13 protein-coding genes are annotated in these 13,047 nt (G+C 72.9%); 5 read left to right on the forward strand and 8 right to left on the reverse strand.

Translation table 11 applies throughout. The features are described from left to right. The first annotated feature begins 36 nt into the window (after nt 1-36). From ACWEOH_RS02250 to hpaD, 4 genes are all read left to right on the forward strand, one after another. Nucleotides 37-1,536, forward strand: a complete 1,500-nt coding sequence (locus ACWEOH_RS02250; RefSeq protein WP_452027870.1) for a fumarylacetoacetate hydrolase family protein — start codon at nt 37-39, stop codon at nt 1,534-1,536. Next, entirely contained in the window at nt 1,533-2,216 is a 684-nt protein-coding gene (locus ACWEOH_RS02255) for a GntR family transcriptional regulator (RefSeq protein WP_452027872.1), read from the forward strand. Before ACWEOH_RS02250 ends, ACWEOH_RS02255 begins: the two co-directional genes overlap by 4 nt. A gap of 11 nt (nt 2,217-2,227) precedes the next feature. Then, nucleotides 2,228-3,721, forward strand: coding sequence for a 5-carboxymethyl-2-hydroxymuconate semialdehyde dehydrogenase (gene hpaE, locus ACWEOH_RS02260; protein WP_452027874.1), 1,494 nt, complete (start codon nt 2,228-2,230; stop codon nt 3,719-3,721). Between the two features lie 89 nt (nt 3,722-3,810). Further along, nucleotides 3,811-4,953 (forward strand): 3,4-dihydroxyphenylacetate 2,3-dioxygenase, encoded by a 1,143-nt coding sequence (gene hpaD / locus ACWEOH_RS02265; protein WP_148732070.1) that lies wholly within the window; start codon nt 3,811-3,813, stop codon nt 4,951-4,953. 201 nt (nt 4,954-5,154) lie between these two features. Here the strand turns inward: hpaD and ACWEOH_RS02270 are convergent, their stop codons facing one another. The 6 genes from ACWEOH_RS02270 to ACWEOH_RS02295 form a co-directional block, all read right to left on the reverse strand. Beyond that, on the reverse strand, nt 5,155-6,081 hold the full coding sequence (locus ACWEOH_RS02270; protein WP_452027876.1) for a hypothetical protein: 927 nt from the start codon (nt 6,079-6,081) through the stop codon (nt 5,155-5,157). 228 nt (nt 6,082-6,309) lie between these two features. Beyond that, nucleotides 6,310-7,092 (reverse strand): alpha/beta fold hydrolase, encoded by a 783-nt coding sequence (locus ACWEOH_RS02275; protein WP_452027878.1) that lies wholly within the window; start codon nt 7,090-7,092, stop codon nt 6,310-6,312. Next, nucleotides 7,089-7,691 carry an isochorismatase family protein gene (locus ACWEOH_RS02280; RefSeq protein WP_452027880.1) on the reverse strand — a complete coding sequence of 201 codons (603 nt, stop codon included), beginning with the start codon at nt 7,689-7,691 and terminating at the stop codon, nt 7,089-7,091. Before ACWEOH_RS02280 ends, ACWEOH_RS02275 begins: the two co-directional genes overlap by 4 nt. 30 nt (nt 7,692-7,721) lie before the next feature. Next, complete coding sequence (locus tag ACWEOH_RS02285) at nt 7,722-9,011, reverse strand: M20/M25/M40 family metallo-hydrolase (protein ID WP_452027882.1); 1,290 nt, start codon at nt 9,009-9,011, stop codon at nt 7,722-7,724. After that, on the reverse strand, nt 9,008-10,594 hold the full coding sequence (locus ACWEOH_RS02290) for a D-alanyl-D-alanine carboxypeptidase/D-alanyl-D-alanine-endopeptidase (RefSeq protein ID WP_452027884.1): 1,587 nt from the start codon (nt 10,592-10,594) through the stop codon (nt 9,008-9,010). Before ACWEOH_RS02290 ends, ACWEOH_RS02285 begins: the two co-directional genes overlap by 4 nt. Nucleotides 10,595-10,657: 63 nt before the next feature. Then, nucleotides 10,658-11,641, reverse strand: a complete 984-nt coding sequence (locus ACWEOH_RS02295) for a Gfo/Idh/MocA family protein (protein ID WP_452027886.1) — start codon at nt 11,639-11,641, stop codon at nt 10,658-10,660. A 132-nt stretch (nt 11,642-11,773) separates the two neighbouring features. Here ACWEOH_RS02295 and ACWEOH_RS02300 point away from each other — a divergent pair, with 132 nt between their 5' ends. Next, nucleotides 11,774-12,124, forward strand: coding sequence for a hypothetical protein (locus ACWEOH_RS02300; RefSeq protein ID WP_452027888.1), 351 nt, complete (start codon nt 11,774-11,776; stop codon nt 12,122-12,124). A 28-nt stretch (nt 12,125-12,152) separates the two neighbouring features. Here ACWEOH_RS02300 and ACWEOH_RS02305 read toward each other — a convergent pair whose 3' ends face one another. Then, nucleotides 12,153-12,497: a hypothetical protein gene (locus ACWEOH_RS02305; RefSeq protein WP_452027890.1), complete on the reverse strand. Its 345-nt coding sequence runs from the start codon at nt 12,495-12,497 to the stop codon at nt 12,153-12,155. Next, the gene (locus tag ACWEOH_RS02310) at nt 12,494-12,820 is read right to left on the reverse strand and encodes a DUF7882 family protein (RefSeq protein ID WP_452027892.1); all 327 of its coding nucleotides are present in this window, start codon (nt 12,818-12,820) and stop codon (nt 12,494-12,496) included. The genes ACWEOH_RS02305 and ACWEOH_RS02310 overlap by 4 nt, the downstream gene beginning before the upstream one ends. Between the last annotated feature and the right edge of the window lie 227 nt (nt 12,821-13,047).

The following is a 13,047-nucleotide window of genomic DNA, read 5'->3' on the forward strand; positions in this document are numbered from 1 at the left end:
GTATATGATTTCGGATATCGAAAGACGAGGACGTCCATGAGCACCGGCATCCCCGGCATCGCCACCCCCGGCAAGGTCATCGCCGTGCACCTGAACTACCCGTCCCGCGCCGCGCAGCGCGGCCGCACGCCGGTCCAGCCGAGCTACTTCCTCAAGCCGTCATCATCGCTCGCCGGCTCGGGTTCCACGCTCGAGCGGCCGGCCGGCACCGAGCTCCTCGCCTTCGAGGGCGAGATCGCGCTCGTCATCGGGGAGCCCGCGCGCCGGGTCTCCCCCGACGAGGGCTGGCGGCACGTCGCCGCCGTCACCGCCGCGAACGACTTCGGCCTCTACGACCTGCGCGCCGCCGACAAGGGGTCGAACGTGCGCTCGAAGGGCGGCGACGGGTTCACGCCCCTCGGCCCGCGGCTCATCGACGCGGCATCCGTCGACCCCGCTCGCCTGCGCGTGCGCACCTGGGTCGACGGCGAGCTCGTGCAGGAGGACACGAGCGACACGCTGCTCTTCCCCTTCGGCCGGCTGGTGGCCGACCTGTCGCAGCTCATGACGCTCGAGCGCGGCGACGTGATCCTCACCGGCACGCCCGCGGGGTCGTCGGTGGTCGCACCGGGCGCCGTCGTCGAGGTCGAGGTCGACGCGCCCGATGCCGCAGGTGCGCCGAGCTCAGGACGCCTCGTGACGACGATCACCGACGGCATCGTGCCCTTCGGCGACTTCGGGTCGCGGCCCGAGGTCGACGACCGCCAGCGCATCGAGGCCTGGGGCGACGCCGAGTCGGCCGGCCTGGCCGAGCCGTCGATGGATGCCGCCGAGCCCGCCTTCGAGCTCACCGACGAGCTGCGCGCGCTGCTCTCGTCGGTCGGCACCGCGACGCTCAGCGTGCAGCTCCGCAAGCGCGGGTACACCGACGTGTTCCTCGAGGGCGTGCACGCCAACCGCGCCGGCGCCCGCGTCGTCGGACGCGCCCGCACGCTGCGGTTCATCCCGTTCCGGCCCGACCTGTTCGCCCGCAAGGGCGGCGGCTACAACGCGCAGAAGGTCGCCTTCGACACCGTCGGCCCGGGCGAGGTGCTCGTCATCGACGCGCGCGGCGAGCGCGGCACCGGCACCGTCGGCGACGTGCTCGCGCTCCGCGCCCAGGTGCGCGGCGCGGCCGGCGTCGTGACCGACGGCGGCACGCGCGACTTCGACGTCGTCGCGGCCATGGACATCCCGACGTTCTCGCAGGGCCCGCACCCGTCGGTGCTCGGCCGCCGGCACGTGCCGTGGGAGGTCGACGTCGCGATCTCGTGCGGCGGTGCGGCCGTCGAGCCGGGCGACGTGATCGTGGGCGACGGCGACGGCGTCATCGTCATCCCGCCGGCCCTCGCGTGGGACGTCGCCCGAGAGGCTGCCACCCAGGAGGCCGAGGACGAGTGGGTCGCGGCGCAGGTGGCGGCCGGGGCATCCGTCGACGGGCTCTTCCCCATGAATGCCGAATGGCGGGCGCAGTACGAGGCCGCCACTCGACAGGCTCCCGGACCGGCCGCGAGATGACCGCCGAGAGCAAGTCGCAGCTCGCGTACCGATTCATCCGCGAGCGCATCGACGACGGACGCTACGTGCCCGGGTACCGCCTCGTGCTCGGCTCGATCGCGAAGGAGCTCGACGTCTCGGTCGTGCCCGTGCGCGAGGCGATCCGCCGCCTCGAGGCCGAGGGACTCGTGACGTTCGAGCGCAACGTGGGCGCGCAGGTCGCGCTCATCAAGGAGACCGAGTACCTGCACACCATGCAGACGCTCTCGCTCGTCGAGGGCGCCGCAACCGCGCTGTCGGCGCCGTACCTCACGGCCCAGCACCTGCGTCGAGCCCGTGAGGTGAACGAGCGGATGCGTCGCACGCTCGACGACTTCGACCCGCACCGGTTCACCGAGCTCAACCTCGAGTTCCACGCGGTGCTGTTCGAGGAGTGCCCGAACCCGCACATCCTCGACCTCGTGCACCGCGGCTGGAACCGGATGCGCATGCTGCGCGACTCCTCGTTCAGCTTCGTGCCCGGCCGCGCGCGCGAATCCGTCGATGAGCACGACCGCATCGTCGACCTCATCGAGCAGGGCGCCGACCCGCTCGAGATCGAGCTCGCCGCGCGCCGCCACCGCACCGCGACGCTCGACGCGATGCTCGACTACCAGGCGTCCCACAAGCACCCGACCCCGGCGGCCGCCGCCGCACGATGAGAGAGACCACGATGACGCACCACATCCCCGAGGGCCTGCCCGACCGCATCCGCCACTACATCGACGGCGAGTTCGTCGACTCGATCGGCGGCGAGGTGTTCGACGTGCTCGATCCGGTCACGAACGAGCCCTACGTGCAGGCCGCGGCCGGCCAGCGGGCCGACGTCGACCGCGCGGTCGCCGCCGCGCGCCGTGCGTTCACCGACGGGCCGTGGCCGCGCATGCTCCCCCGCGCTCGCGCTCGGGTGCTGCACCGCATCGCCGACCTCGTCGAGGCGCAGGACGCCCGGCTCGCCGAGCTCGAGACCTTCGACACGGGCCTGCCGATCACGCAGGCGCTGGGCCAGGCGCAGCGCGCGGCCGAGAACTTCCGGTTCTTCGCCGACCTGATCGTCGCCCAGCGCGACGACACCTACAAGGTGCCCGGCCGCCAGGTGAACTACGTGAACCGCAAGCCCATCGGCGTCGCGGGCCTCATCACGCCGTGGAACACGCCGTTCATGCTCGAGTCGTGGAAGCTCGCCCCCGCGCTCGCGACGGGCAACACCGTGGTGCTGAAGCCCGCGGAGTTCACGCCGCTGTCCGCGTCGCTGTGGGCCGACATCTTCCGCGAGGCGGGCGTGCCGGCGGGCGTGTTCAACCTGGTCAACGGGCTCGGCGAGGAGGCGGGCGACGCGCTGGTGAAGCATCCGGATGTGCCGCTCATCTCGTTCACGGGCGAGAGCCGCACGGGGCAGCTCATCTTCGGCAACGCCGCGCCGTTCCTGAAGGGCCTGTCGATGGAGCTCGGCGGCAAGAGCCCGGCGGTCGTGTTCGCCGACGCCGACCTCGAGCAGGCGCTCGACGCGACCGTCTTCGGCGTGTTCTCGCTGAACGGCGAACGCTGCACGGCGGGCAGCCGCATCCTCGTGGAGCGCCCGATCTACGACGAGTTCGTCGATCGCTATGCCGAGCGGGCGCGCAACATCGTCGTCGGCGACCCGCACGACCCCGCCACCGAGGTGGGTTCGCTCGTGCACCCCGAGCACTACGACAAGGTCATGTCGTACGTCGAGATCGGCAAGGGCGAGGGCCGCCTCGTCGCCGGCGGCGGCCGCCCCGAGGGCCTCGACACCGGCAACTACGTCGCCCCCACGGTGTTCGCGGATGTCGCGCCCGACGCACGGATCTTCCAGGAGGAGATCTTCGGCCCGGTCGTCGCGATCACCCCGTTCGACACCGACGAGGAGGCGCTCGCGCTCGCCAACGGCGTGAGGTACGGCCTCGCCGCCTACATCTGGACCAACGACCTGCAGCGCGCGCACAACTTCTCCCAGGCCGTCGAGGCCGGCATGGTCTGGCTGAACTCGAACAACGTGCGCGACCTCCGCACGCCGTTCGGCGGCGTCAAGGCGTCGGGCCTCGGGCACGAGGGCGGCTACCGGTCCATCGACTTCTACACCGACCAGCAGGCGGTGCACATCACGCTGAACGAGGCGCACTCGCCGCGGTTCGGCACGCACTGAGCCGGATGCCGCGCCCCGCGGCATCCGCTCGACCCTCGCCACCCGACCACCTGAAGCCACCCGACCACCCGCGAAGCAAGGACGCTGACATGAGCACCGACCACGTCGTCACCGGAGACGGCCCCGAGCCCGTCGTGACCGACACCGACCCGATCGCCGCGTCGAACCCGATCCCCACGCCCGCCGCCACGCCGCCCGACGTCGTGCGCTGCGCGTACCTCGATCTCGTCGTCACCGACCTCGCCGCGTCGCGCGCGTTCTACGTCGACGTGCTCGGGCTCGTCGTGACCGAGGAGGACGACGAGGCGATCTACCTGCGCAGCTTCGAGGAGTTCATCCACCACAACCTCGTGCTGCGCAAGGGCCCGGTCGCGGCCGCCGCCGCGTTCTCGTACCGCGTGCGCACGCCCGAGGACCTCGACCGCGCCGTCGCGTTCTACTCCGAGCTCGGATGCCGCGTCGAGCGTCGCCCCGAGGGGTTCGCGAAGGGCATCGGCGACTCGGTGCGCGTCGAGGACCCGCTCGGCTTCCCCTACGAGTTCTTCCACGAGGTCGAGCACGTCGAGCGGCTCGCCTGGCGCTACGACCTGCAGACCCCCGGATGCCTCGTGCGCCTCGACCACTTCAACCAGGTCACGCCCGACGTGCCCCGCGCCGTGAAGTACATGGAGGACCTGGGCTTCCGCGTGACGGAGGACATCCAGGACCAGGCCGGCACGACGTACGCGGCGTGGATGCGCCGCAAGCCCACCGTGCACGACACCGCGATGACCGGCGGCGACGGACCCCGCCTGCACCACATCGCCTTCTCGACGCACGAGAAGCACAACATCATCGCGATCTGCGACAAGCTCGGCGCGCTGCGGATGTCGGACGTCATCGAGCGCGGCCCGGGCCGCCACGGCGTCTCGAACGCCTTCTACCTCTACCTGCGGGACCCCGACGGGCACCGCGTCGAGATCTACACGCAGGACTACTGGACCGGCGACCCCGACAACCCCGTCGTCACGTGGGACGTGCACGACAACCAGCGCCGCGACTGGTGGGGCAACCCCGTCGTGCCGTCGTGGTACACGGAGGCCTCGCTCGTGCTCGACCTCGACGGCAACCCGCAGCCCGTGGTCAGCCGCACCGACGACTCCGAGATGGAGGTCACCATCGGCGCCGACGGCTTCTCGTACACGCGCAAGGGCGACGAGGCGAAGGGCTTCAAGCTCGGGCACACGCTGTAGCCGCGCGCCGCGAGCCGCGCGCCGCCGGCCGTGTCGCCGCGCCCCGGCCGTGTCGCCGCGCGCGGGACCGCGCGCCGCGCCCCGAATCGGGTGCGCAACTCCGGATGCCGACGTGGACACGCCCGAGCAGCGGACGAAGATGCCCGGCGTGTCACCGCGGCATCCGGAGTTGCGCGCGCCGTCGCCCGTGACGAGCGTGTCTCAGTCGTACTCGACCGGGCGAACCCCGATGCCGTCCCAACGGTGCGCGCCGCGCCTCAGGAGCATGCGCAACGCGGCCTCGATCGAATCCCAGCGCGTCAGCACCTGCCGATGGCTGAACGACACGTATTCGTAGCCGATGGCGACGAGCCACCCGATGCGTGAGCGATCGCGATCGAACGCGCCGGGCAGCGAGTGCGGCGTCTCACCGTCGATGTCGAAGATCAGTCGTTCGCCGATGAGCAGATCCGCCCAGTACCCGCCCGGGAGCCTGACCTGAGCCTGCGCCGGAATGCCCGCCGCGCGCAGTCGCTCCCGTGCGACCGTCTCGCCGATCGCCTGGCTCCCGGTGATCGACCGCTCCGCGACGCGACGAAGGTGGGGCGGCAGTGAAGCCGTGAACCGCTCGAAGGCGGGCTCGCCGAGCAGCGCGGGCCGGCCGGGCCGCCACTCGATCCACTCGCGCGCTGCGTCGAGTGCGCAGATCGCGTCGAGCTCGGGGACGCACGCGAGCATCTGCCGCAAGCTCGTCTCGAGCGGCACGATGGCGCCCGCACCGGTCTCGCGAGTCCAGTGCAGGCGGATGCCGTGCGGATCACCGGCGCGTAGCATCCGGTCGGCATCGTCGGCATGACGGAGCCGAGTGGCGTGATGGTCGACCTCGACGTGCAGGTGCGACGGCGGCGTGAGGACGCGGAGACCGTGCAGCCGGGCCGCCGAGACGCAGGCGAGCCGTCCGCCGACGCGCACTGCGCGCTTCAGGTCGAGCGGCATGCCGGGGTCGACGAAGACTCCCCGGCGAACACGCTCGATCGCTCCGGAGGCGACGGCGGCCTCGACCGCCCGCCGGGTGAATCCGGCGTCGCGGAGGTCGGCCGCAGTACGCACGCCGTCACCGGCGCGGACGACGCTGCGTGGGTCGGGCATGCGAGCGAGCATGTCGCACTGCGGGCGCCGCGTCGGGCCGACCGCAGGAACGGTGGACAGTCGGCCGTCGAGGTCGTTTGGCGAGGACGGGTCCGCCTGTGGTCACGGTCGGGCGCGATTCCGGATGCCGCGCCCCACGCGCCGCGACCGACGGGCGTGCGGTCGGCATGTCGTGCGCGGCATCCGGAGTTGTGCACGCGGAGGGACGGGGCGAGGTCGCCGCGCGCCTCAGGCGAGGAACGCGAGCGCGGCGTCCTTGAAGGCGCGGGAGGTGAGCGTCGAGACGTGGTCGCGGCCGGGGATCGACACGTAGTCGGCGTCCCATTCGAGCGCGAGCTCGCGCGCGCCCTGGGGCACCGGGTCGTCCTCGCCGGCGACGAACAGCGTCGGGATGTCGCCCGGGATCACGAGCGGCGCGCCCGAGACCCCCTCGATGCAGGCGAGGAGCGACTCGCGGTCGGCACCGGCCGCGATCGCCGGGCGCAGCACCTGCTCGATGACCGGGTTGCGGGCGCGCTCGTCTCGCTCGAGCACGCCGCGCGCGTCGTCGAGGTCCCAGCTGGCGAAGAGCTCGTGCGGGCCCGCGCCGCCGATCACGACGCGCCGGACGCGCTCGGGCGCGAGCTCGGTGAGCGCCGACACCACGCGGTTGCCCATCGAGTAGCCGACCACGTCGACCACGTCGACGCCCGCCGAGTCGAGCACCGCCACGAGGTCGCCGCCGAGGCGCTCGGGCGCGTAGTCGTCGGGGTCGACCGGCTTGTCGCTGTCGCCGTGGCCGCGGAGGTCGACGTCGATCCCGACGCGACGGGCATCGCGGAGCGACCGCACCCAGCCGGTGCCCTCCCACGTGACCGCGGCGTTCGAGGCGAAGCCGTGCACGAGGAGCACCGGCGGGTGCGAGGCATCCGCTGCGCCGTGCAGGTCGCCGTGCACGCGATACGCGATGAGCACCCCGTCGGGGCTCTCGGCGTGCAGCGTGGGGACGTCGTCGGCGCGCACCTGCCTCACGCCGTCGCCTCGTCGAGCACCGTGGACTCGGTGATCTCGGCGCCCGCGTGCCCGAGCTCGGCGAGCGCGGCATCCGAGCTCGCCGGGGCGACGCCCGCCACGAGGTCGGTGAACACGCGTACGTGGCGGCCGTGCTCGATGGCGTCGAGGCCGCTCGCCCGCACGCAGTAGTCGGTCGCGAGGCCGACGAGGTCGACATCGGTGATGCCCAGCTCGTCGAGGTGGTGCGCGACCGGTCGCCCGTCGTCGTCGATGCCCTCGAAGATCGAGTACGCCGGCACGCCCTGTCCCTTGCGCACGTGGATGTCGACGACCGACGCGTCGAACGCGGGGTGGTACTCGGCGCCGTCGCTGCCGGCGACGCAGTGCTCGGGCCACGTGTCGACGAAGTCGGGCTCGTCGTCCGTCGCGAAGTGCCCGCCGTTGTCGTTGTCGGCGTCATGCCAGTCGCGCGACGCGACGACCACCTTGTAGACGTCCCGGTGCTTCTCGAGCAGCTCGGTCACGCCTGCGGCGACGGCCGCACCTCCCTGCACGCCCAGCGCGCCGCCCTCGGTGAAGTCGTTCTGCACGTCGATGATGAACAGTGCCCTCGTCACGGGTGCTCCCTCCGCTCTCCGGCCATCGCCTTACGGTCCATTCTCGCCGCAGAATGCGCCGATGGCGCCAGCGACCACGTCGACAAGCCGCTCCAGCGAGTCCGCCGAAACCCACTCCTCGTCGGCGTGCGCGCCGCCCCCGACAGGACCCACGAGCACCGCGGGGATGCCCGCGGCCGCGATGAGCCCCGCATCCGTCCACCACGGGTCGCCCCGCCGCGCGGCGGGCGCACCGCTCCTACGCTCGACCGAGGCCAGCACCGCCCGCGCGATCGGGGATGCCGGATCGGCCTCCATCGCCGGCCGGGCGACGAGCTCCAGGACGCGGGCGGGCCCCGAGGACGCGAGCACGCGCTCGAGCTCGGCACCCGGGTCGGGCTCGCCGGGCAGCGTGCGCCGCTCGACGACGAGCACGCAACGGGCGGCGACGGTCGCGGCATCCGTGCCGCCCTCGATCGTCGCCACGCGCACGCTGCGGGCCCCCAGCAGCGGATGCCGCGGCCGCGCGCCGAGCTCGGCGGCGAGCGTGCGCAGGGCGACGAGCCCGTCGAGCGCGCGGTCGATCGCGTCGACGCCGAACTCGGGCTGCGACCCGTGCGCCGCGACGCCCTCGTACTCGACGCGGTACCACGCGAAGCCGCGGTGCGCGAGGGTCACCTCGAGGTCGGTCGGCTCGAGCACGATCGCGCCGTCGGGGCGCGGCAGGGCGAGCCGAGCGGATGCCGCGCCGCCGACCGCGCTCGCATCGTCGCCGTCCCCGGCATCCTCCGGGTCCTCCGCGTCGATCGCCGCCAGCAGTTCCTCCATGCCGACCGAGCCGAACTCCTCGTCGGACGCGAACGCGAGCACGACGTCGCCGGGGAGGTCGTGGGGAGCGGCCGCCGCCGCGACCATCGCCGCGGCGAGCCCGCCCGCCATGTCGTAGGCCCCGCGGCCGACGATGCGATCGGAATCGGGTTCGTGCGCGCCGGGCTCGTCGGCCGCGGCCTCCGACCCGCCCGTGCCGGCGCCGGAGCCCACGCCGGTGCCGCCCACGGTGTCGAGGTGCCCGGCGAGCAGCAGGGTGCGGCCGCCGCCCGTGCCGCGACGGCGCGCCAGCACGCTCGGCCGCGACGGGTCCGCGCCCACCAGCCGCACGTCGAAGCCGCGCTCGGCGAGCCAGGCCGCGACGAGCTCCGCGAGCTCGCGCTCGCCGGCGCCGCCGGGCACGAGCGACGGGTTGGTCGCATCGACCGCGACGAGCTCGCGGGTGAGCGCCGCGACGTCGGCTCGCGGCATCCGCTGCACGCCCGCCCTCGCCGTCGCGCCCGAGCCGGTCACGTGTTCGACAGGTTGTCGCCGCAGAGGAAGAAGCCGGTCGTGAGCGTGTCGATGGCCTGCTTGGTGTCGTCGACGACGTCGCCGAGCGCGTAGATCGCGAAGGTGAGCGTCGCGCCGTCCTGCGCGCGGATGACGCCCGAGAGCGTGTAGCCGGTCTCGATCCAGCCGGTCTTCGCCGAGACGGCGCCGTCGGCCACGGCGTTGTCGCCCGCGAACCGGTCGCTGTACGAGAGCGAGCCGCGCTGGCCCGACACGGGCAGGCCGTCCATGATGATGCCGAGGTTCGCCTCGCGGGCGTTGATCTTCACGAACAGCCGCGTGAGGTACGACGGCGGGACCGCGTTGTTGTCGCTGAGACCCGAGCCGTCGACCACGGTGATGCCCGTGGTGTCGACGCCGTACGCGGCGAGGCCCTGAAGCACGCCCGCGTTGATCGCGCCGAACGTGTTGCCCGCACCCGTCCTGATGGCGACGAGGCGACCGAGCATCTCGGCGACGGAGTTGTCGGAGACGACGAGGGCCTTGTCGATGAGCTGCGCCACGGTCGGCGAGGAGACGGCGCCGAGCTGCGCCGCACCCGCGGGGGCGGTGCCGCGCTCGATCACCGAGATGCCGCCGAGCTCGCCGGCGAACGCGTCGCCGGCGCGACCGATGGGATCGCCGCTGCGCCAGGAGGTCTCGGCGTTCGGGTCGTCCCGGTCGCCGTCGACCTGCAGCGCGGTGATGTTCGACATGTAGCCGTACTCGCGCTCCGCCGGATCCCAGCTGGGCTCCCATTCGTCGCCGCCGAAGTAGCTCGCATCGAGGATCAGCTTGGTGAGCGGCGGGTTCGACGGGTCGGCGTCCCACGCCGCGCGCACCTGCGCGGCGAGGTCGTCGAGGTGCGCGGCACCCGGGTAGACGGTCTCGTCGCCGCTCGAGGTGCGCGAGAGCGTCACGTCGCCGCCGCCGACGAGCACGACCGAGCCGGGCTCCGACCCCTTCACGACGGTCGTCGTGGCGCGGTAGTCGGGGCCGAGCACCGAGAGGGCCGCGGCCGACGTGAGCACCTTCATGACGCTCGCGGTCCGCGACGCCGTGCCGCCCCCGCGGTCGTAGAGCACCTCGCCCGTCGTGGCGTTCACGACCTGCGCCTGCAGGTTCGCGAGGCGGCCGTCGGCGGCGCGGTCGCCGACCGAGCAGGTGCGGATCCGACTCGCGGCCGCGGCGGACGCGGGCGCCGGGCGGGCCGGGTCGGCGGTGGGCGTGGGGGTCGACGTGGCGGCGGTGGCCTCGACGCGGTCGCCGCCCGCGACGGCGGCGCCGGCGAACACGGCACCCGTGCCGAGCAGCGCGAGCGCGACCGCGCCGGCGGTGATCGAGAGCGCGAGGCGGTGCCTGCGTGCGAACGCGGCGACGGATGCCCCGAACCCCTGCCGGTGGGCCGTGGGCCCGGCCGCAGCGTCGACGGGGCCGGCGGGCCCTGCGGGGTCGACCTGCCCAGCAGGGTCGAGCGGGCCGACGGGGTCAGCCGACGGACGGGCGTCGCCCGCGGGGTCGGCCGACGGACGGGCGTCGCCCGCGGCATCCGTTTCGTCGACCATTCGGGGAATTGTACGCGGCGGCCTGCAGCGGAACCTGACCGTCGCCCGAACGCCGGCTGACCGTCACTCGCCCGGGTAGCGCAGCCCGATCTGCTCGCGGATCGCGTCGAGCGTGCCCATGATCGCGACCGTCTCGTCGATCGTGAGCAGGTCGCCGCGCAGGTTGCCTTCGGCGACGAGCCGCTCGACGGCCTCCGCCTGGAAGTGCATGCCGCGGCCGGTGACCTCGGAGCGGAACTCCTCGAGCACGGCGCCGTCGGCGTCGATCACGCGGAAGCTCGTGGGGGTGTACCAGACGCGGTCGATCTCGATGCGCGCCTCCGTGCCGATCACGACGGCGGTGTTCGGTCCGAGCGTGTCGGTCGCCGAGAGCATCGAGGCGACACGACCCCCGTCGTAGCCGAAGATGTTCGCGATCTGCGCGTCGGCGCCCGTGTCCTTGAAGGTGGCGGTCGACTCGATCGTGAGCGGCGCGCCGAACAGGTCCCACGAGAACGACACGGGGTAGATGCCGAGGTCGAGCAGCGCGCCGCCGCCGAGCTCGAGCGCGTTGATGCGGTGCGCGGGGTCGGCGGAGAGCTTCTGGGTGTGGTCGACGATGAGGGTGCGCACCTCGCCCAGCGTGCCCTCGGCGATGATCTCGCGCACGCGGGCCATGTGCGGCAGGTAGCGGGTCCACATCGCCTCGAGGGCGAGGAGCCCGCGCGAAGCGGCGAGGTCAGCGATCTCCTGAGCCTCACGCGCGTTGACCGTGAACGGCTTCTCGACGAGCACGTGCTTGCCCGCCTCGAGCAGGAGGCGCGCGGCGCCCGCGTGCAGCGGATGCGGCGTCGACACGTACACCACGTCGACCTCGGGGTCGCCGGCGAGCGCCTCGTAGCTGCCGTGCGCGTTCGGGATCTCGAACTCGGCGGCGAACGCGTCGGCGGACGCCTGGGTGCGGGAGCCCACCGCCTGGACGGTGAAGCCGTTGAGCCGCAAGTCGTTCGTGAAGGCGTGGGCGATGCCGCCCGTCGCGAGGATGCCCCAGCGCAGTCGATCGGTCATGGCGCCAGCCTAGTGCCGCCGCGAGAGCGCGATCAGGCTGCGACGCGGCACCGCCGTTCACGACGCTTCCCGAGTCGCTGCGCCAGAGTCAAGGGATTGCCCGAGATCAGCGCGACTGTTTTCGTGGACGTCATGGAACGGATCTACTACGCCGGCGACCGCTTCCTGACGGGCACGGAGGTGGCACGAGCCCTCGTCGAGTACGCCGCCGCGCTCGCACGGCAGGGATCCGCCGCCGCCATCGAGATCCCCGTTCGACACACCGACGGAACGCCCGGCGTGGTCAACTTCCTCGTCGGACCCGCGAGCCAGCTCGTCACGGAGTCGCTCGACGGCGACGCCGGCGAGGAGATCGTCGACGAACCGCTTGTCGCCCGGCTGCGCGCCCTCACCGCGGACCTCGCGCCCATGCACCCGGTGGCTCGTCCGTCGGCGGTCGAGCCCGAGGGCACGGCGGGATACGACTGGACCGACGAGGTCTGAACCGCTCCGTCGAGCTGCGCCCGAGCCGCTACTCCACCGGGACCGGCTCGCCATCGGGGCCGATCTCGCCCCGGACGGCCGTCGTCGCCGAGCCCACGCCCCGGGCGTCGCCCTCCACCGCGGCGGCAGCGGCATCCACCTCCCCGGGCACCGCCGGCTCGACGATGTCGGGCGGGATCGGCAGGATGGCGATCGGGATGCCCGGGCCGACGAGCAGCTCGGCCGGCTGGGGCCGCCCCTCGCCGTGGTTGACCGAGATCCAGGTGGCGACACCGGTGCGATGCGCCGCCTCGATCTCCTCCTTCATCTGGTCGAAGTCCTCCTGGCCGACCGAGAAGTCCCGTCCGGCGTAGATGATGCCGATGCGCTTCATGACTCCCGCTCTCCGCCGGCCCCCGTGTCCTCGGGCTCGGGCATCAGGTGCAATCCGCTCGGCGAGTTCGCCGCGCTCATCAGCAGGTCGATCCACGCGCGGTTGATCGACGGCTGGCGCCCGCCGGCGTACTTGAAGTGGAGCGGGATGGTCGGATGCAGCCACAGCGTGCTGCGGCCGTCGCCGATGGCGGGGTCGTCCCGCCAGCTGAAGTAGAACGACTCGGCGCGACGGAGTTTCGCCCCGATCACCAGCTGCAGGTGGGCGAGGACCCGGTCGTCGAAGTCGACGGTGAGGGTGGAGTGGTAGGTGAGTTTGCCCATCGGGCCTCCGATGCTCGAACTCGCGGTCGATCGGGTCATCGACACGTCGGACGTGCCGCAAGGATAACGAGCCTCCGTCCGCACCGCGCCCCCTTGACGGGGCCCGGCGTTCATGCGTCCGCATCGCGCACGTGGAGCGGGCGTCCGCACGCAGGCCCGGGGCCGAGGAGTCCGGGCGACGTACGTCCGCCCCCGAACTGGGTCGCGCGGGATCATCCGCTCAGGCA

The organism is Agromyces sp. NPDC004153, from assembly GCF_053603635.1.

Excerpts from the sequence above, each read along its gene's own strand:
- ACWEOH_RS02250 (WP_452027870.1), top strand. The coding sequence starts at position 37 with ATGAGCACCGGCATCCCCGGCATCGCCACCCCCGGCAAGGTCATCGCC.
- ACWEOH_RS02255 (WP_452027872.1), top strand. The coding sequence starts at position 1,533 with ATGACCGCCGAGAGCAAGTCGCAGCTCGCGTACCGATTCATCCGCGAG.
- hpaE (WP_452027874.1), top strand. The coding sequence starts at position 2,228 with ATGACGCACCACATCCCCGAGGGCCTGCCCGACCGCATCCGCCACTAC.
- hpaD (WP_148732070.1), top strand. The coding sequence starts at position 3,811 with ATGAGCACCGACCACGTCGTCACCGGAGACGGCCCCGAGCCCGTCGTG.
- ACWEOH_RS02270 (WP_452027876.1), bottom strand. The coding sequence starts at position 6,081 with ATGCCCGACCCACGCAGCGTCGTCCGCGCCGGTGACGGCGTGCGTACT.
- ACWEOH_RS02290 (WP_452027884.1), bottom strand. The coding sequence starts at position 10,594 with ATGGTCGACGAAACGGATGCCGCGGGCGACGCCCGTCCGTCGGCCGAC.
- ACWEOH_RS02295 (WP_452027886.1), bottom strand. The coding sequence starts at position 11,641 with ATGACCGATCGACTGCGCTGGGGCATCCTCGCGACGGGCGGCATCGCC.
- ACWEOH_RS02300 (WP_452027888.1), top strand. The coding sequence starts at position 11,774 with ATGGAACGGATCTACTACGCCGGCGACCGCTTCCTGACGGGCACGGAG.
- ACWEOH_RS02305 (WP_452027890.1), bottom strand. The coding sequence starts at position 12,497 with ATGAAGCGCATCGGCATCATCTACGCCGGACGGGACTTCTCGGTCGGC.
- ACWEOH_RS02310 (WP_452027892.1), bottom strand. The coding sequence starts at position 12,820 with ATGGGCAAACTCACCTACCACTCCACCCTCACCGTCGACTTCGACGAC.